22 protein-coding genes are annotated in these 17,781 nt (G+C 67.2%); 17 read left to right on the top strand and 5 right to left on the bottom strand.

Annotated elements, in window-relative coordinates:
* Positions 1–58: 58 nt before the first annotated feature.
* Positions 59–1,006 carry a crotonase/enoyl-CoA hydratase family protein gene (locus BLQ28_RS14720; protein WP_093240489.1) on the top strand — a complete coding sequence of 316 codons (948 nt, stop codon included), beginning with the start codon at positions 59–61 and terminating at the stop codon, positions 1,004–1,006.
* Here the strand turns inward: BLQ28_RS14720 and BLQ28_RS14715 are convergent.
* Together BLQ28_RS14715 and BLQ28_RS14710 are read right to left on the bottom strand one after the other, a co-directional pair.
* Positions 993–1,487, bottom strand: coding sequence for a GNAT family N-acetyltransferase (locus BLQ28_RS14715; RefSeq protein WP_218121934.1), 495 nt, complete (start codon positions 1,485–1,487; stop codon positions 993–995). The genes BLQ28_RS14720 and BLQ28_RS14715 overlap by 14 nt on opposite strands.
* Entirely contained in the window at positions 1,484–2,401 is a 918-nt protein-coding gene (locus BLQ28_RS14710) for a transglutaminase family protein (RefSeq protein WP_256327297.1), read from the bottom strand. The genes BLQ28_RS14715 and BLQ28_RS14710 overlap by 4 nt, the downstream gene beginning before the upstream one ends.
* A 119-nt stretch (positions 2,402–2,520) precedes the next feature.
* On the opposite strand from BLQ28_RS14710, the gene BLQ28_RS14705 reads away from it, so the two are divergent.
* Positions 2,521–2,856, top strand: a complete 336-nt coding sequence (locus tag BLQ28_RS14705; RefSeq protein ID WP_093240484.1) for an antibiotic biosynthesis monooxygenase family protein — start codon at positions 2,521–2,523, stop codon at positions 2,854–2,856.
* A 7-nt stretch (positions 2,857–2,863) separates the two neighbouring features.
* Positions 2,864–3,670 carry a sulfite exporter TauE/SafE family protein gene (locus BLQ28_RS14700; RefSeq protein WP_176801124.1) on the top strand — a complete coding sequence of 269 codons (807 nt, stop codon included), beginning with the start codon at positions 2,864–2,866 and terminating at the stop codon, positions 3,668–3,670.
* A gap of 9 nt (positions 3,671–3,679) precedes the next feature.
* On the opposite strand, the gene mnmC is transcribed toward BLQ28_RS14700, so the two are convergent.
* Both mnmC and BLQ28_RS14690 read right to left on the bottom strand, forming a co-directional pair.
* On the bottom strand, positions 3,680–5,530 hold the full coding sequence (mnmC, locus tag BLQ28_RS14695; protein ID WP_093240480.1) for a bifunctional tRNA (5-methylaminomethyl-2-thiouridine)(34)-methyltransferase MnmC2/FAD-dependent 5-carboxymethylaminomethyl-2-thiouridine(34) oxidoreductase MnmC1: 1,851 nt from the start codon (positions 5,528–5,530) through the stop codon (positions 3,680–3,682).
* A 7-nt stretch (positions 5,531–5,537) separates the two neighbouring features.
* Positions 5,538–5,810 carry an oxidative damage protection protein gene (locus BLQ28_RS14690; protein ID WP_070060844.1) on the bottom strand — a complete coding sequence of 91 codons (273 nt, stop codon included), beginning with the start codon at positions 5,808–5,810 and terminating at the stop codon, positions 5,538–5,540.
* 137 nt (positions 5,811–5,947) lie between these two features.
* Between BLQ28_RS14690 and BLQ28_RS14685 the strand changes: the two genes are divergently transcribed.
* From BLQ28_RS14685 to BLQ28_RS14640, 11 genes are all read left to right on the top strand, one after another.
* Entirely contained in the window at positions 5,948–6,988 is a 1,041-nt protein-coding gene (locus tag BLQ28_RS14685; RefSeq protein WP_093240478.1) for a sulfate ABC transporter substrate-binding protein, read from the top strand.
* A gap of 100 nt (positions 6,989–7,088) precedes the next feature.
* Positions 7,089–7,673, top strand: coding sequence for an NADPH-dependent FMN reductase (gene ssuE, locus BLQ28_RS14680; protein ID WP_093240477.1), 585 nt, complete (start codon positions 7,089–7,091; stop codon positions 7,671–7,673).
* Between the two features lie 131 nt (positions 7,674–7,804).
* The gene (locus BLQ28_RS32990; RefSeq protein ID WP_176801123.1) at positions 7,805–7,942 is read left to right on the top strand and encodes a hypothetical protein; all 138 of its coding nucleotides are present in this window, start codon (positions 7,805–7,807) and stop codon (positions 7,940–7,942) included.
* A gap of 34 nt (positions 7,943–7,976) precedes the next feature.
* Entirely contained in the window at positions 7,977–8,936 is a 960-nt protein-coding gene (locus tag BLQ28_RS14675; RefSeq protein ID WP_093240475.1) for a sulfonate ABC transporter substrate-binding protein, read from the top strand.
* The gene (gene ssuD, locus BLQ28_RS14670; protein ID WP_093240473.1) at positions 8,936–10,105 is read left to right on the top strand and encodes an FMNH2-dependent alkanesulfonate monooxygenase; all 1,170 of its coding nucleotides are present in this window, start codon (positions 8,936–8,938) and stop codon (positions 10,103–10,105) included. Before BLQ28_RS14675 ends, ssuD begins: the two co-directional genes overlap by 1 nt.
* Positions 10,106–10,114: 9 nt before the next feature.
* A complete protein-coding gene (gene ssuC, locus BLQ28_RS14665; protein ID WP_093240471.1) occupies positions 10,115–10,966 on the top strand; it encodes an aliphatic sulfonate ABC transporter permease SsuC in 852 nt (283 codons plus the stop codon).
* Positions 10,967–10,980: 14 nt separating this feature from the next.
* A complete protein-coding gene (locus BLQ28_RS14660; RefSeq protein WP_093241699.1) occupies positions 10,981–11,964 on the top strand; it encodes an aliphatic sulfonate ABC transporter substrate-binding protein in 984 nt (327 codons plus the stop codon).
* A 3-nt stretch (positions 11,965–11,967) separates the two neighbouring features.
* A complete protein-coding gene (locus BLQ28_RS14655) occupies positions 11,968–12,801 on the top strand; it encodes an ATP-binding cassette domain-containing protein (protein WP_093240469.1) in 834 nt (277 codons plus the stop codon).
* Between the two features lie 52 nt (positions 12,802–12,853).
* Positions 12,854–14,140 (top strand): O-acetylhomoserine aminocarboxypropyltransferase/cysteine synthase family protein, encoded by a 1,287-nt coding sequence (locus BLQ28_RS14650; RefSeq protein ID WP_093240467.1) that lies wholly within the window; start codon positions 12,854–12,856, stop codon positions 14,138–14,140.
* A 19-nt stretch (positions 14,141–14,159) separates the two neighbouring features.
* Entirely contained in the window at positions 14,160–14,756 is a 597-nt protein-coding gene (locus tag BLQ28_RS14645) for a malonic semialdehyde reductase (RefSeq protein ID WP_093240465.1), read from the top strand.
* Between the two features lie 60 nt (positions 14,757–14,816).
* Positions 14,817–15,032 carry a TOBE domain-containing protein gene (locus tag BLQ28_RS14640; RefSeq protein WP_007829250.1) on the top strand — a complete coding sequence of 72 codons (216 nt, stop codon included), beginning with the start codon at positions 14,817–14,819 and terminating at the stop codon, positions 15,030–15,032.
* A gap of 58 nt (positions 15,033–15,090) precedes the next feature.
* On the opposite strand, the gene BLQ28_RS14635 is transcribed toward BLQ28_RS14640, so the two are convergent.
* Positions 15,091–15,828, bottom strand: coding sequence for a DUF4261 domain-containing protein (locus BLQ28_RS14635; protein ID WP_218121933.1), 738 nt, complete (start codon positions 15,826–15,828; stop codon positions 15,091–15,093).
* Between the two features lie 174 nt (positions 15,829–16,002).
* Here BLQ28_RS14635 and BLQ28_RS14630 point away from each other — a divergent pair, with 174 nt between their 5' ends.
* From BLQ28_RS14630 to BLQ28_RS14620, 3 genes are read left to right on the top strand one after another with little or no spacing between them, the layout of a single operon-like run.
* The gene (locus BLQ28_RS14630) at positions 16,003–16,482 is read left to right on the top strand and encodes a rhodanese-like domain-containing protein (protein ID WP_093241693.1); all 480 of its coding nucleotides are present in this window, start codon (positions 16,003–16,005) and stop codon (positions 16,480–16,482) included.
* Between the two features lie 40 nt (positions 16,483–16,522).
* Positions 16,523–17,437, top strand: coding sequence for a serine O-acetyltransferase EpsC (epsC, locus tag BLQ28_RS14625; protein ID WP_093240463.1), 915 nt, complete (start codon positions 16,523–16,525; stop codon positions 17,435–17,437).
* Positions 17,434–17,703: a helix-turn-helix domain-containing protein gene (locus BLQ28_RS14620; RefSeq protein WP_093240461.1), complete on the top strand. Its 270-nt coding sequence runs from the start codon at positions 17,434–17,436 to the stop codon at positions 17,701–17,703. The genes epsC and BLQ28_RS14620 overlap by 4 nt, the downstream gene beginning before the upstream one ends.
* Positions 17,704–17,781: the final 78 nt, after the last annotated feature.

The following is a 17,781-nucleotide window of genomic DNA, read 5'->3' as shown; positions in this document are numbered from 1 at the left end:
TGCGAATGACTGTCGATGCTACAAGAGCAGCGCGACCCCACAACAGGAGACAAGAGACATGCCCGCTTTCGACACCGTCCTGATCGACAAGGACCCGCAACACCCGCGCATCGCACGCCTCGTGCTCAACCGGCCCGAGAAGCTCAATGCCATCGGCGAGACCACGCCTTCCGAGATCCGCCGCGCGGTCGAATGGGCAGAGGCCGACGACGAAGTGCATGTGATCGTGGTCGAGGGCGCGGGCCGCGCCTTCTGCGCCGGCTACGACCTGGGCGACTACGCCGAAGGCCACGGCCGAGAGGGGAAGGGCGACCACCCCTGCCGGCAAGAGAAGACGCCGTGGGACCCGATGCTCGACTACGCCGCCATGAAGCGCAACACCGACGACTTCATGGCCCTGTGGCGCTGCAACAAGCCGACCATCGCCAAGGTACACGGCTACGCGGTGGCCGGCGGCAGCGACATCGCGCTGTGCTGCGACCTGCTGACCATGGCCGACGACGCGCGCATCGGCTACATGCCCACGCGCGTGTGGGGCTGCCCGACCACCGCGATGTGGACCTACCGCCTGGGCGCCCTGCGCGCCAAGCAGCTCATGTTCACGGGCGACACCATCGCCGGCACGCAGGCGGCCGAATGGGGCCTTGCCAACTTCTCGGTGCCCGCCGCGCAACTCGACGACGCCACGCTGAAGCTGGCGCAGCGCATCGCGGGCGTGCCACGTTCGCACCTGATGATGCACAAGCTCGTCGTCAACCAGGTGTGGCATTCGATGGGGCTGGAGCAAAGCCAGATGTTCGCCACCGTGTTCGACGGCATCACGCGCCACAACCCCGAGGGCATGTGGTTTCGTCGGCAGGCGGAGGCCGAGGGTTTCAAGAGCGCCGTTACGTGGCGCGACAGCGGCCGCGACATTCCCGAGGGCGACGAGGCGAGGGCGCTCGTGGCGGAACTCGAAGCGAAGCTGGCCGCGGCGCGGGCAGCCGTGCCGGTCAGCCGGTCGTGAGCCGCATCTGCGGCCGCTGGCGTTCGGGCTGGCCCTCGATGGGCGCCGCGATGGCGCCGATGCGTTGCGCGCCGAAGGCCTGGTAGAAGGCTTCGGCGTACGGGTCGGCGTCGATGTGCAAGGTGCTGGCGCCTTGCGCGGCCGCGAGCTGCCGGGCGGCCATCAGCAGCGCGCGGCCGATGCCGCGGCCCATGTGGGCCGAAACGACCCAGAGGTGGTCGAGCAGCCACTCGGCATTCGCATCGGCCTGCGGCGGCACGATGATGACGAAGCCCGCCACCTCACCGTCGACTTCGGCCACGCGCGCATAGCGTTCATCGAGCTGCGCTGGCTCGACCGTCAGGTCGCCGCGCCAGCGCTCCAGCTGTGCGGCGGGGTACGGCCAATGGGCTTTGGAAGCCAAGGCGATGTCGCTCAGCCGCGCGGCCTCTTCGGCGCGGGCGGGGCGCAACAGCCACGGCGTTTTCTGCGATGTCGTCATGGCCCGGTCGCACCGCCGGCACCGCGGCGTGTGACGACCACCGTGGCTTCGAGGCCCTCGTACGCCTCGGCGTCGCCATACCAACTGCCCGAGATCGGCGCCGCCTGCGCGGGGTCGCGCGTGACGCCGACGCGGATCAGCTGGCCGCTGCCCATCAGGTTGTTGGTGGGGTCGAACGCCAGCCAGCCGACGCCAGGCAGGTAGGCCTGCAGCCAGGCGTGGGTGGTGCCGGCACCGGTCATCGATTCGCCGGCGGTCTGGTTGGCGCGGTCGAGCGCGGCGTCGTAGAGATAGCCGGAGACGAAGCGCGTCGCGATGCCCAGGCGGCGCGCGGCTTCCATCATCAGCAGCGCGTAGTCGCGGCAACTGCCGCTGCCCAGGGCCAGCGTGGCAAGCGGCGTCTGCGTGCCTTCCTCGTCGCGTGCCTTGTATTCCAGGCTCTGGCCGATGTGCGCGTTCATGCGCGTGAGCACTTCGCGCGTGCTGTTCGGCTGGTCGGTGTGCAGGAACTGGTGGGCCCAGCGGATCAGCGTGCCCTGGTTGTCGTCGTCGTGGTGCGGGCGCAGGTAGTGCTCGAGGTCGAGGCGCTCCTGCACCGAATAGGCAAAGGGCAAGAACTCGGCGGCCGGATCGAGCGCCAGCTGGTCTTGCTGCGCGGGCACATGCTCGATGGTGAAGGAGCAGGTGATGCGCAGCTCGGTGGCCTCGCCCATCGGCTGCACCAGCGCCACGGAGTTGGAATGCGGGTCTTGAATGAGCCGCGTGAAGGCCTGCGGGCTCACCTGCAGGTCGGTGGCCAGCACGCGCAGGTCGTGGCTGTCGCGTGGTCGGAACATCACGCGGTGCAAGCCGAAGGTGACCGGCTTCTTGTAGCGGTAGACGGTGGTGTGTGTGATGTCGTACTGGATGGCCATGCGCTGCATTCTCACGCGTTCACAAGACAAGTGGTGGCTTGCGGCGGCCCGATGCCGCAGAATCGGCGCCCGCCCGATCTTTCGGGCCGTCTTCTTTCATGCAGGAGATTCCGGCCGCCATGTTTTCCGCCACCTTCATCTTCGCCAAGAAGCAGTTCGACGACGAGTTCCATCGCCTCGACCAGGCCATCGCCGCGGCCGCGAAGTCGCTGCTCGGCTACCTGGGCGAAGAGACATGGGAGAACACCGGCAACGGGCTGGTGTCGAACGTGTACTACTGGGATTCGCTCGACAGCCTGCAGGCGCTGATCCGCCATCCGGTGCACCAGCAGGCCAAGGCCGCGCAGGCGAACTGGCTCGATGGGTACAAGGTGGTGATCTCCGAGGTGGTGCGCACCTATGGAGACAGCCGCATCGATCACATGCTGGCGCCTTCGGGCCAGGCCGGAGCGTAGCCGGCGCATGACCGAATCGTTCGACCTCGTCCGGGTGCTGGGCGGTCTGGCGATCGGTGTCTTCTCGGGCGCGGTGGCCGGCTTGCTGGGCGTGAGCCCGGGCGGTGCGCTGGTGCCCGCGCTGGCGCTCATGCCGGGCCTGGGGCAGCACGATGCGCAAGGCATCTCGCTCGCGGCGCAACTGGTGCCGACCAGTCTGGCGGGGTTCCTGCGCTATCGGGTGTCGGGGCACGGTGCGTCGTGGCGCACGGTGGTCTGGATCTCGCTGGGTTTTCTGGGCGGCGCTTACCTGGGCGCGCGCGGTGCGCATGGCGTGGGCGATGCGGCCTTGCGGTGGATGTTCGTCGGCTACCTGCTGGTGCTGGCGGCGCTGGTCGTGCTGAAGTCGCTGTCTTCGCACGCGGCCGGTGTGGGCATTGCGTTGCCTGACGAGCCGCGCGGTTCGATGCCTGCATTGCTGGCGGTGGGCGTGGTGGCGGGTGCTTCGTCGGGCCTGCTCGGCATTGGCGGCGGGCTGGCCATTACCGCGCTGCTGACGGTGGCGCTGCATTACTCGCAGCACCGGGCGCAGGCGGTCAGCCTTGCCATCAACGCGTTGCCGCTCGCACTGCCGGCGGTGTTCGTCTATGCCAGCCTGGCGAACGGATTGCCGTGGGGGCTGCTGGGGTTTGTCGTGATCGGGTTGTGGATCGGCACGGCGCTGGGGGCCCGGCTTGCCACAGGGCTGGAAGAACGCGCGCTGCGCAAGTACTTCCTCGTGCTGGTGGTTTGCATGGCGCTGCTGATGGCGTATCGGGCCGCGGGCGCAGCCTGAAGCGATCGTTCAGAGCCGCTGCGTGCCGAGCGCCTTGGCCAGCGTTGCGGGCAAGGGCAGTGGTTCGCCATGCCATTGCGCCGCGAGCAGCTCGGCGCACAGCGCGGCAAAGCTCAGGCCGCGCGAGCCCAGGGCGGTGCAGGCCCAGGGGCCGTTGGCATCGGCACCCAACGGGCCGATCAGCGGCCGGCGGTCGCCCGAGGCACAGCGCACGCCGACCCAGGCGTTGACTTCGCCGCGCGCGAACGCCGGCGCCAACGAGGCGGCCGCGGCGGGGTGCAGGTGGGCGAGGCGTTCGCGGTTTGCCGCGGCGTCTTCGGGCTTTGGTGCGAGGTTCGTGCTGTCTCGGTCGAAGGTGGCGCCGGCCAGCCAGAGCGGGGCGCCTTCGGTGCTTTCGTTATGGGGGACGTGGGCGATCAGATGGCCGTCGCCGTTGAGTGGCGTGGTGGGCAGCGCGGCTTCGGCCGTCATGCGCCCCCAGGCGACCTGACCGCGCACGGGTTGCAACGGGAGTTCGGGGGCGAAGCGGCCCGACTCGAAGCCTGCGGCGATGACGACGCGGTCTGCTTCCGCCAACAGTTTGTCTGCTGCGTCGAAGAGTTGCCAGCCTGTGGCGCTGTGCGTGAGGCGTGCCACCAGGGTGCTGCCACGGAATGTGATGCCGGGTTCGCCCAGCCACGCATCGATCAAGCGACGGGGTTTCACCCATGCAGCACGCGCGTGCCAGAGCGCTGGCGTATCGGCAGGCAAATCGACGGCTGCCAGCTGCGCCGGGCTTGCGGGCCACGATTCATTGGGGCCGCTGTCGCTCCAGCCGGCAGGCACGCGCGCATCGCCATCGGGGCGACGCTCCAGCACGCCGCTGGCACGCCAGTCGCGGCCTTCTTCGAGCAGGCGTGCGAGTTCCTGCCATGTGGCGCGGATGCCGGCGCGCGTCAGACGCGACAGCAGCGCGTCGTCTGGCGAGACATGGGGCGCCAGCATGCCCACCGGCAGGCCCGAAGCGCCCGAGGCTGGGTGGTCGGCCGCATCGAGCACGGTGACCCGCCATCCGCGCCGCGCGAGGCTGGCCGCCACGGCAGCCCCCGCGAGGCCGGCACCGATCACGGCGCAGTGCCCGGGCGCCGCTACATGCTCGGCTGCAGGCCCGCGCCGTCGCACTGTCCACGCAGGCGCAAACACGCCGCCCAGGCAATCGCGCTTGGGCGGCAGGCCGGGGCGCCTTTCAAGCTGAAAGCCGTTCTGCTGCAGCGCATCGCGCACCGCGCGCGCAAAGGTCCAGGTGGCCAGCCCGGTACCCTGGCGGGCAAAGCGCGACACCGCCTTCAGCGTGTCGGGCGACCACATGGCCGGGTTCTGCTGCGGGTTGAAGCCGTCCAGGAAGATGCTGTCGGCCTCGAAACGCTGCGCGCGCAGCATCGCCTGCACATCGCCGATGCACAGCGTGAGCAGCACGCGGCCCCCGTCGAAGGCCAGCCGGTGAAAGCCGGGCAGCAGCCCATGCCATTGCGCGACCAGTTCCTCGGCCAGCGGCAGCAGCTCGGCATAGGCCCCGGCGGCGCGCAGCAGGTCTTCAGGCGCGACCGGGTGCGCCTCGACCGAGACGAAGTGCAGCATCCGCGGACGGCCGGCGTCCGCACGCCAGGCCTGCCAGGTTGTCAGGAAATTGAGGCCCAGGCCGAAGCCGGTTTCGAGAATCCGCCATTGCGGGCGTCCGGCCCAGGCCGCGGGCAGCCCGCAGCCGCCCAGGAACACATGGCGCGATTGCGCAAGTGCCCCGGTTTCGGTGTGATAGATGTCGTCGAAGCGTTCGCTGCGGGGCACGCCGTCGGCGCGCCAGGCGACGGGCTCGGCCGCCAAGGCGGACTCAGTTCGAGGGAGGGACGTAGCCTTGCGCCACGTCGGCGCCTTCGCCGAAGAAGTGCTTTTCCATCTGGCGGGCCAAGTACTGGCGGGCGCGCAGGTCGGCCAGATTCAGCCGGTTTTCATTGACCAGCATCGTTTGCTGCTTGAGCCAGGCGGCCCAGGCTTCCTTGCTGACGTTTTCCCACAGGCGCTTGCCCAGGTCGCCAGGGTAGGGCGGGAAGTCGAGCCCTTCGGCCTCTTTGCCGAGCTTGATGCACTGAACCATGCGTGCCATTTTTTGCCTCTTGTGGGGGTAAGCGTGTTGCTTAGTTGATTTCGCTATTTAGAACTGAAAACTTGGTCGTTCCAGTTTCTATATGTCGTATTGAGAATACGCAGCTTCATTGATATGCCTTTTTAGAGCAAGACACCATGAGCCTTCGCCGCGACTTTATCAAGCTTTCCCTGGGTGCCGGCGTGGCCGGTGCCATGGCCCTGTCGGCGTTGCCGACGTTTGCCCAAGGCGGCGCGGCGCCCGTGACGCTGCTGAACGTGTCGTACGACCCGACGCGCGAGCTGTACGTGGACTACAACCAGGCCTTCGCCAAGTACTGGAAGGCCAAGACCGGCCAGGACGTGACGGTCAAGCAATCGCACGGCGGCTCGGGCAAGCAGGCCCGCTCGATCATCGACGGCATCGACGCCGACGTGGCCACGCTGGCGCTCGGCGGCGACATCGATGCGCTCGTCACGCACGGCGGCCTCGTCAAGGCCGACTGGCAAAAGCGCCTGCCGCACAACTCCGCGCCCTACACCTCGACCATCGTGTTCCTGGTGAAGAAGGGCAACCCCAAGGGCCTGAAAGACTGGGATGACCTCGTCAAGCCCGGCGTGCAGGTGATCACTCCCAACCCCAAGACCTCGGGCGGCGCCCGCTGGAACTACCTTGCCGCCTGGGAATTCGCCAAGCGCAAGTACGGCGGCGATGCCAAGGCCAAGGAATACATCGGCAACCTGTTCAAGAACGTGCCCGTGCTCGACACCGGCGCGCGCGGCGCGACCATCACCTTCGTGCAGCGCGGCGTGGGCGACGTGCTGCTGGCCTGGGAAAACGAAGCCTTCCTGGCGCTGAAGGAATTCGGCCCCGAGAAGTTCGAGATCGTCGTGCCTTCCATCTCCATCCTGGCCGAGCCCAGCGTGGCGGTGGTCGACAAGGTCGTCGACAAGAAGGGCACGCGTGCCGTGGCCGAGGAATACCTGAAGTACCTGTACTCGGACGAAGGCCAGGACATCGCCGGTCGCAACTTCTACCGCCCGACCTCCGACAAGGCGAAGGCCAAGTACGACAAGCAGTTCCCCAAGCTGACGCTGGTGACCATCGACCAGGCCTTCGGTGGCTGGGCGAAGGCCGACAAGGAGCACTTCGCCGATGGCGGCTCCTTCGACCAGATCTATACCGCCAAGCAGAAGTAAGCAGTCCGGTCCGCTGTCCAGCCGATAGCGCATGGCGCCCGTTCGACGGGCGTCATGGACTGTTTCGCCCTGAATTCCTGAAGAAAAACGAAAGCCTTCCGTGTCCGTTCTCCTGATTGCCGGCAGCCCCTCGGCCCCGTCCCGTTCCACCGCCTTGCTCGAGGCCGTGGGCGAGCGGCTGGCCAAACGCCATGCGCAGATCGAGCGGCTCGCGATCCGCGATCTGCCGGCGCAGGCGCTGCTGCTGGCCGAGTGGAGCCACCCGGCCATCGAGCGTGCCGTTGCCCAGGTGGCGGCGGCGCGCGTGATCGTGGTGGCCACGCCGGTCTACAAGGCGGCCTACAGCGGTGTGCTGAAGGTCTTTCTCGACCTGCTCGCGCAGAACGCGCTCAAGGGCAAGACCGTGCTGCCGCTGGCCACCGGCGGCAGCCCGCACCACATGCTCGCGCTCGACTACGCGCTGCGGCCCGTGCTGCAGTCGCTGTCGGCGCGCCACATCCTGCCGGGCGTCTACGCCAGCGATTCGCAGATTGCGCTGACGCCCGAGAACGCCTACCAGGTGCACAACGACCTGGCCGAGCGGCTCAACGAGGCCGTCGAGGTGCTCGCCACCGAAGGCCTGAAGCTGCCTGCCACACACGGCTTCGAGCCGGTGCCGTTTTCGCGCGTGCGATGTAGCGTCTGACGGCCGGGTTCCTCATCGAACCGGCCTCATCCAGACTCCAGACCCATCCCTGTTCCCGATTTTTCGAAGCCGCCTGTGCGCGGCCGGGGACAGCCTTTGCCTGACGTTTTGCAACACCGAGGAATCCACGCATGACCCCCGTTGCCACCGAAGACTCCGTGCTCGACACGACACCGCGTTCCCTCTGGCACGCGCTGGGCGACCTCGCCGTGAGTGCCGTCGTCGTCAGCGCGATCGCGCTGATCGTGAGCTTCATTTCCGCCGCCTGACTTGCGCGGCCCCTCCACACGAACACCGATCGCCATGACACTGATTTCTGCTCCCCGCCGCCGCCTGATCCAGGGCGTTGCCGCCGCCATCGCGCTGCCTTCCTCGTTCGCCGCACTGGCGCAGGCACCCGCGCGGCAGCTTCGCATCGGCCACCAGAAGGGGCCGCTCAGCATCCTCAAGGGCCGTGGCACGCTGGAAAAGCGGCTCGCGCCGCTCGGCGTGACGGTCAAGTGGACCGAGTTCACCGCCGGCCCCGTGCAGCTCGAAGCCCTCAACGTCGGCTCCATCGACTTCGGTGATGTCGGCGAAGCGCCGCCCATCTTTGCGCAGGCTGCCGGTGCGCCGCTGGCCTATGTGGCGGCCACGGTGACGCGTCCGCAGTCCGAGGCGGTGCTCGTGCCCAAGGGCTCGGCCATCAAGACCGTGGCGGAACTGAAGGGCAAGAAGATCGCGCTCAACAAGGGCTCGAATGTTCATTACTTCATCGTCAAGCTGTTCGAGAAGCACGGCCTTTCGTACAGCGACCTGAACCTGGTCTACCTGCCGCCCGCCGATGCGCGCGCCGCCTTCGAGAAGGGCTCAGTCGACGCCTGGGTCATCTGGGACCCGTTCCTCGCCGCGGCCGAAAAAGCGCTGGAAGCGCGCGTGCTGGCCGACGCCACCGGCGTCGTTGGCAACCGCGCCTACTACTTCTCGTCGCTCGACTACGTGGCAAAGAACGCCGACGTGCTCGCCATCGCCATCGAAGAGCTCAACAAGATCGACGTCTGGGGCGCCGCCAACAAGAGCGAATACGCGGGCGAGCTGGCCAAGCTCTGGGGCCTGCCCAAGCCGGTGGCCGAACTGTCGGTGGGCCGCGTGAACTACGGCACGAGCCCGATCACCAAGGCCATCCTGGCCGAGCAGCAGAAGATCGCCGACACCTTCTTCGAGCTGAAGCTGATCCCGAAAAAGATCAACGTGCTCGAAGCCGCTGGCGCAGGGATCGCGTGATGCAGATCTTCTGGTTTCTCCCCACGCACGGCGACAGCCGCTACCTTGGCACGAGCGAAGGTGCGCGCCCCATCGACCTGGCCTACCTGCAGCAGATCGCGGGGGCGGCCGACAACCTCGGCTACGAAGGCGTGCTGATTCCCACGGGCCGTTCTTGCGAAGACCCATGGGTCATCGCATCGAGCCTGATCGGCTCGACGAAGAAGCTCAAGTTCCTGGTCGCGGTGCGGCCCGGCCTGCACCAGCCCAGCCTGGCCGCGCGCATGGCCGCCACGTTCGACCGGCTCTCGGGCGGGCGCCTGCTGGTGAACCTCGTGACCGGCGGCGACCAGGCCGAACTCGAAGGCGACGGTGTGTACCTAGCCCACGCTGCGCGCTACGAGCAGTCGGCCGAGTTCATCCGCATTTGGCGCGAGATCATCGCGCGCAGCCATGACGGGCAGGCCTTCGACTACGACGGCAAGCACCTGAGCGTGAGGGGCGCCAAGCTGCTGTATCCGCCGGTGCAGAAGCCGCACCCGCCCGTGTGGTTCGGCGGCTCGTCGGCCGCGGCGCACGACCTCGCGGCCGAGCAGGTCGATGCGTACCTCACCTGGGGCGAACCGCCCGCCGAAGTGGCGAAGAAGATCGCCGACGTGCGTCCCCGTGCCGAGAAGCAGGGCCGCCGCGTCGAGTTCGGCATCCGCCTGCATGTGATCGTGCGCGAGACCGAAGACGCCGCCTGGAAGGCGGCCGAAGAACTCATCAGCCGCGTGGACGACGAGACCGTCATTCGCGCCCAGGCCGCCTTCGCGCGCATGGACTCCGAAGGCCAGCGCCGCATGGCCGCGCTGCATGCCGGCGGTGCGAAGCGCTCGCGCGCCGAGCTGGAGATCTCGCCGAACCTGTGGGCCGGCGTGGGTCTCGTGCGCGGCGGTGCCGGTACCGCACTGGTGGGCGATGCGAAGACCGTCGCAGCACGCATCGAGGAGTACGCGGCGCTCGGCCTCGACAAATTCATCCTCTCGGGCTACCCGCATCTGGAAGAGGCGTACCGATTCGCCGAGCTGGTGTTCCCGCTGCTCTCGCGCAAGGCGCAGGCGCGTCTGGCCGGGGGCTCGCTGAGCGGCCCGTTCGGCGAGGTCGTCGCCAATCTCGATGCGCCGTCGCGCCTTGTTTCTCAAAGCTGAAGGACGCCCATGACTGAACAAGTGCAGGAGCTTCCGGTGGCTCCGACCGATTCCGGTGCTGCGCCCGGTAACGCGCTGAAGGCCTTCGGCCTCAACCTCGCGGGCCGCCTCGTTCCCTGGCTCGTGCCCGTGGGGCTCATCGTGTTCTGGCAGATCGCTTCGTCGCTCGGCTGGCTGTCGACGCGCGTGCTGCCGGCGCCCATCGATGTGGTCAAGGCCGCGTGGACGCTCACTGTGTCCGGCGAGCTGTGGACGCACGTCAAGGTCAGCGCCGGCCGCGCGCTCGCGGGCCTGGCCATCGGCGGCGGCGCCGGGCTGGCGCTGGGCCTGCTGACCGGCTCGGTGAAGTTCGCCGAGACGCTGCTCGACTCGACCATCCAGATGGTGCGCAACATCCCCGCGCTGGCGTTGATTCCGCTCGTGATCCTGTGGTTCGGCATCGACGAATCGGCCAAGCTGTTCCTGATCTCGGTGTCGGTGTTCTTCCCGATCTACCTGAACACCTTCCACGGCATCCGCAACGTCGACCCGCAGCTCATCGAGATGGGGCGTACCTACGGCCTGTCGCGATGGCAGCTGTATCGCGAGGTGATCCTGCCGGGTGCGCTGTCGTCGATCCTGGTGGGCCTGCGCTTTTCGCTGGGCCTGATGTGGGTGATCCTGATCGTGGCCGAGACCATCTCGGCGCAGGCCGGCATCGGCTACTTGACGATGAACGCTCGCGAGTTCCTGCAGACCGACATCGTGCTGGTGGGCATCCTGCTGTATGCGCTGCTCGGCAAGCTCTCCGACCTGTTCGCGCGCGGACTGGAGCAATGGTGGCTGCGCTGGCACCCCGGCTACCAGCGCAAGCCGAAGTGAGGGCAGGGCACATGATGAACCACGCCATTTCGCGACGCACGGCCATCGCCACGCTGGGCGCGCTGGGTGTTGCGGGCGCGGGCACCGTGCTGGCACAAGGTTCCGCCACGCGACCCGTGACCGTGCGGCTCGGCTACCAGAAGTCTTCCACGCTGATCGCGGTGCTGAAGGTGCAGGGCACGCTCGAAAAGCAGCTCGCGCCGCTCAATGCCATGCTGAGCTGGCATGAGTTCACCAGCGGCCTGCCGCTGCTCGAAGCGCTGAACCTCGACAACCTCGACATCAGCGCCGATGTGGCCGACACCGTGCCCGTGTTCGCGCAGGCTGCCGGTGCCGACCTGACCTTCGTCGCGCAAGAGGCGCCGTCGCCCGCCGCGCAAGCCATCGTGGTGCGCGAAGACTCGTCGATCCGCTCGGTGGCCGACCTCAAGGGCAAGAAGATCGGCTTTGCCAAGGCGGCCGGCGTGCACTACCTGCTGATCGCCGCGCTCGACAAGGCGGGCTTGTCGTTCAAGGACATCGAGCCCGCGTACCTCACGCCCGCCGATGGCCGCGCCGCCTTCGAGAAGGGCGCGATCGACGCCTGGGTGGTGTGGGACCCGTTCCTTTCCGCTGCACAACGCCAGCCGGGCCAGTCGAAGGTCCGCGTGCTGGCCGACGGTACGGGCATCGCCTCGTACCAGCGCTACTACCTCGCCGGTAGCAAGTTCGCGAAGGCGCGGCCCGACGTGCTGCGCGTGGTCTACGCCCAGTTGGAGAAGACCGGCCAGTGGGTCAAGCAGAACCCGAAGGAAGCGGCCGTGCTGCTGGCACCCGTCTGGGGCCTGGACGCCGCGACCATCGAGCAGGTCAACAGCCGCCGCAGCTATGCGGTGCGCCCGGTCGTGGCCGAAGGGCTGGCCGAGCAGCAACGCATTGCCAATGCCTTCTTCGCCGAGAAGTTGCTGCCCAGAAAAATCGATGCGCTGAACGTGGCGCTTTTCAAACCCGGAGCCTGACCCATGAGTGCCGTTCTGAAAGATATCCAGCAACCCCAGGCCATCGCGGGTGGCGTGCGCCTGGAGGCGCGCGGCCTGCACAAGCGCTATGGCGCGCGCGAAGTGTTGCGCAACACCAGGCTCACCATCGAGCCGGGCCAGTTCATCGCCATCGTCGGGCGCAGCGGTTGCGGCAAGAGCACGCTGCTGCGGCTCATCGCGGGCCTCGAAGAGGCATCGTCCGGTGGGCTCTATACCGACGGCAAGGCCGTGCACGGCCTGCACGACGACACGCGGATCATGTTCCAGGAAGCGCGCCTCCTGCCCTGGCGCCGCGTGCTCGACAACGTGACACTCGGCCTGCCGGGCGATGCCAAGGCGCGCGGCAAGGAAGTGCTGGCGCAGGTCGGCCTGGCCGACCGCGAGAACGAATGGCCGGCGCGCCTGTCGGGCGGTCAGCGCCAGCGCGTGGCGCTTGCACGGGCACTGGTGCATCACCCGCGCCTGTTGCTGCTCGACGAGCCGCTCGGTGCGCTCGATGCACTCACGCGCATCGAGATGCATCGCCTCATCGAGAACCTGTGGCAGCGCCATCGCTTCACCGCGCTGCTGGTGACACACGACGTGCAGGAAGCCGTGGCGCTGGCCGACCGCGTGATCCTGATCGAAGACGGCCGCATCGCGCTCGACGAAAACATTGCACTGGCCCGTCCGCGCTCGCAAGGTGACCCGGCCTTCGCGGCCATCGAGAAACGCATCCTCGACCGCGTGCTGCAGAAGCCCGACGAGCCCGAGGCGGGCAGCGCCGGCACGGGCTGGCTCGGCACGCCGGCACATGCGCTGCGCTGGGCCATCTGATTTTTTTCTCCTTCTTTCTCTTTCTTTTTCTCCAACCCTGAAAGGCAGTTGTATGTCGCAGAACTGGAAATTCGAAACCTTGTCGGTGCATGCCGGCTACTCGCCCGAGCCGACCACGCGCGCCGTCGCGCCGCCGATCTACCAGACGGTGGCCTACGCCTTCGACAGCGCGCAGCACGGCGCCGATCTGTTCGACCTGAAGGTGCCGGGCAACATCTACACCCGCATCAACAACCCGACGCAGGACGTGCTGGAGCAGCGCGTGGCTGCGCTCGAAGGCGGCATTGCGGCGTTGGCACTGGCCTCGGGCCAGGCGGCGGTGACCTACGCGATCCAGACCATCGCCGAGGCCGGCGACAACATCATCAGCAGCACCGCGCTGTATGGCGGCACCTACAACCTGTTCGCGCACACGCTGCCGCAGTTCGGCATTACCACGCGCTTTGCGGACCATCGCGATCCGAGCAGCTTCGAGAAGCTGTTCGACGAGAAGACCAAGGCCGTGTTCGTCGAGTCGCTGGGCAACCCGGCCGGCAACGTGACCGACATCGCGGCCATTGCCGAGATCGCGCACCGCCACGGCGTGCCGCTGATCGTCGACAACACCGTGCCTTCGCCTTACCTGAGCCGGCCCATCGAGCACGGTGCCGACATCGTCGTGCACTCGCTCACCAAGTACCTGGGCGGCCACGGCACCAGCATTGGCGGCGCCATCGTCGATTCAGGCAAGTTCCCGTGGGCCGAGCACAAGCAGCGCTTCAAGCGCCTGAACGAGCCCGACGTGAGCTACCACGGCGTGGTCTACACCGAAGCGCTGGGCCCGGCCGCCTACATCGGCCGCGCACGCGTGGTGCCGCTGCGCAATACCGGCGCGGCCATCTCGCCGTTCAACGCCTTCCTGATCCTGCAGGGCATCGAGACGCTGGCGCTGCGCATGGACCGCATCAGCAGCAATGCGCTCGCGGTGGCGCAGCACCTGAAGACGCACAAGGCCGTGAACTGGGTCAACTACGCGGCGCTCGAAGACCACCCCGACCACGCGTTGGCCAAAAAGTACTTCGGTGGCAAGTCCAGCGGCGTGCTGACCTTCGGCATCGGCAGCGGCCGCGAGGGTGGGGCGAAGTTCCTCGATGCGCTCAAGCTGTTCACGCGACTGGTGAACATCGGCGACGTGCGTTCGCTGGCCACGCACCCGGCCTCGACCACGCACCGCCAGCTCTCGCCCGAAGAGCTGGCCAAGGCCGGCGTGACCGAGGACACGGTTCGCCTGTCGGTCGGCATCGAACACATCGACGACCTGATCGCCGATCTCGACGTGGCGCTGGCCGCCGCGTCCTGAACGCCTTGCAGAAAGAACCATGAGCACACTCAACACCATTCCAGACGCGGCGCTCGACCAGCTGTTCCGCAAGGCGCGCACCGTGCACGCCTTCAAGCCGGTGCCGGTGACCGACGAACTGATCCACAAGCTCTACGACCTCGTGAAGTGGGGCCCGACCGCCTTCAACGCCCAGCCGGCGCGTTTCGTGTTCGTGCGCAGCGAAGAGGCCAAGGCAAAGCTCAAGCCGGCGGTGTCGGCGGGCAACACGGCGCAGACGCTGCAGGCCGGCGTGACGGTGATCGTGGCGCACGACACGCGTTTCTACGAACACCTGCCCGCGCAGTTCCCGGCCTACGACGCCAAGCCCATCTTCGAGAAGAGCGCCGAGGCCGCGCAGGCCACGGCCTTTCGCAACAGCAGCCTGCAGGGCGCCTACCTGATCCTGGCGGCGCGCTCGCTCGGACTCGACGCGGGGCCGCAATCGGGCTTCAACGCGGAGCTGGTCGACAAGGCCTTCTTTCCCGATGGCCGCTACCGCGCCAACTTTCTCGTCAACCTCGGCGTGGCCGACCACGCCAGCACCTTCGAGCGGGGGCCTCGGCTCGCGTTCGGCGAAGTGGCGCAGATCGTCTGAGCTGCCGCTGCTTCATCACTTCCACCCAGACCCATCCTTCCACCTGAAAGAGAAACCATCATGTCCATTCAAGCCATCAACGTGCGCAACCAGTTCAAGGGCAAGGTCCGCGAGATCATCCGCGGCGACGTCGTCTCCGAAGTCGATGTCGAAACCGCCTGGGGCATCGTGACCTCGGTCATCACCACGCGCTCGGTCGACGAGCTGCAGCTCAAGGTCGGCTCCGACGTGGTTGCCCTCGTGAAGTCGACGGAGGTTTCGATCGCGAAGCTCTGACGGACCCTCGGGCAATTGCGAACAACCCGGCGCCGCGTTTGGTGCCGGGTTTTTTTCGTCAGGCCGCGAGCGGTATCAGTCGCCAGAGGCCGTAGGGGTTGTGAAAGAGCGAGTCTTCCTCGTAGGTCTGGCTGCTCTCTTCTTCGATGCGGTAGACCGGTGCGGCTGCCGCCACCGAGAAGGTCTGGCCGTGCCGGATGGTGGGCTGCTCGGTGAACAGATAGTGCGTGAAGGCGCGCAGCAGTTCGGTGGCGGCCGTCGGGTCGTCGGAGCCGGTGGTCACGGCATCTTTCAGACCGAGGTTGTGCATGCCGCAGGAGCACACATCCTCGCCGGTGAGGTAGACCACCAGCGCCCGGTGGGCAAAGAACAGATAGAGGTGCGCGCAGTGGTCGAGCCACGCGGAAGGTGTGTGCGCCAGGCCCGTGCTCTCCACCTTCACGCCAAGGCCGCCCGCGCGCACGAGGGCAGCGCCGGCCCGCATGAGCGATTCGGCGTTCTGCTGGCTTCCACCGGAACCGACGAGGTAGACCACCGACCGGTGCGTGGCAATGGCCGCCATCTCGGCCGTGTCGCGCCAGTGGGGGCCGGCCGCGTGGAAGGCCCTGGCCATGCGTTCGTCCCGATCCTCGAAGACCAGTTCGCAACTGAAGCGCGTCTCGGTATGCATGAGGATGCGGCCCGCGAAGAGGTAGCCGTCGCCGTCCTCGATGAGCCGGCGGATCAGCTCTGTGGTGCTCTCCCAGGGGCCGGGAATGCACAGGACCATCTCGGGATCTTGGATCGGCTCGCTCACATCTTGTCCTTGCCGTTGTCGGGGCGGCCATTGTGCGCGAGGCACCAAGCGGCTTATAGATCGCCTGGTTGTTAGGAATCGACTTTTCAGTTGTTGGAGCTTCGGCCTCGCACTCCTAAAGTGGTGGTCATCGCCACCAAGGCGACATCCAACGCACAACAGGAGCCGCACAGCATGTCAGTGGAAGTCGAAGAACTCGTCCTGCCCGAAGCACTGGAACAGGCGCGCGCCCGGGCGGCCGAAGCCAACTGGCCCTACGCGGGCGGTGTGACGCCGCCGGTGGCGTGGGCGCTGGTACAGAAAGGGCAGGCCGTACTGGTCGATGTGCGCTCGGGCGAAGAGCGCAAGTTTGTCGGCCATGTGCCCGAAAGCCTGCACGTGGCCTGGGCCACGGGAACGGCCCTCACGCGCAACCCGCGCTTCGTGCGCGAGCTCGAAGCCAAGCTTGCCAAAGATGGTGGCAAGGAGGCCGTGGCGCTGCTGCTGTGCCGAAGTGGCAAACGCTCGGCGCTGGCTGCCGAGGCCGCTGCCAAGGCGGGCTTTACCCACGTCTTCAATGTGCTCGAAGGCTTCGAGGGCGAGATCGACGAACAGCAACACCGCGGCGGTGCCGACGGCTGGCGCTTCCACAAGCTGCCCTGGGTGCAGGACTGACCCATTACGACAAACCGGATTTTCCAGGGAGAAAAAACACATGGCCCATTTCGAGGTGAGCGACATCGTGCGCGCGCTGCATGGCGTGCGCGACGAGTGGCGCGATTCGCAGCGCCGTTCGCGCGAACCCGGTGCACGCGAGTTTCCGTCGCGCGATGCATTGGCGCAGATCGTGGAGTCGCTGAAAGGCGCGCTGTTTCCGATGCGGCTCGGGCCGCCCGACCTGCGCCACGAGAGCGAGGACTTCTATGTCGGCCACACGCTTGATGCGGCGTTGCAGGCACTGCTGGTGCAGGCGCGGCTCGAGTTGAACTTCAACGCGCGCCACCAGCCGCGTTCCGCGAGCGAGATCGACGAGACCGCGACCGAGGCGGTGCGCCAGTTCGCGAATGCATTGCCGGGCTTGCGCCGCCTGCTCGACAGCGACGTGCTCGCGGCCTACCAGGGCGACCCGGCCGCACGCAGCGTGGACGAAGTGCTGCTGTGCTATCCCGGGGTGCTCGCGATGATCCATCACCGCCTGGCGCATCGGCTGTACGCGCTCGACCTGCCGTTGCTGGCGCGCATCGTCGCCGAACTGGCGCACGCGCAGACCGGCATCGACATCCACCCGGGCGCGCAGATCGACGCGGGTTTCTTCATCGACCACGGCACGGGCGTAGTGATCGGCGAGACGGCCGTCATCGGCAAGCGCGTGCGGCTCTACCAGGCCGTCACGCTCGGTGCCAAGCGCTTTCCGACCGATACCGAAGGTAACCTGCAGAAGGGATTGCCGCGGCATCCGGTGGTGGAAGACGACGTGGTGATCTACGCCGGCGCGACCATCCTCGGGCGCGTCACGCTGGGCAAGGGCGCGGTCATTGGCGGCAATGTGTGGATCACCGACGACGTGCCCGCGGGCGCGAGCGTCACGCAGGCCAGCCTGCAGAACGCACCGAAAGCGAGTGCGCCATGAAAGCCTTTGTTGAAGACTTCGGCGTCACTGTGCGCCAGTTGCGCGAGGGCAAGGGTTGGTCGCAGGAAGAACTGGCGGAGCGTTCCGATCTGAACCGCTCCTACGTGGGCGAGATCGAGCGCGGGAGGGTGATCCCCTCGATCGTCACCGCGCAAAAGCTCGCCACTGCGTTGGGCATCAACATGGTCGGCTTGCTCATGCGTTGCGAGCAACTGGAGCAATCGCGCCTTGCGCGAAGGATCAACTTGGCGGCTATAGCCTGTTGAGGGGAAACCCGTGGTCGCCAGACACTCAGTACGTCGATCCGGAGATTTCGAAACACGAAAGCGCGTCTTCGCACCGAT

The organism is Variovorax sp. EL159 (assembly GCF_900100965.1).
GTDB lineage: Bacteria > Pseudomonadota > Gammaproteobacteria > Burkholderiales > Burkholderiaceae_C > Variovorax.
Note: the sequence above shows the minus strand (reverse complement) of the source record. Positions and strands in the feature narration are given on the sequence as shown.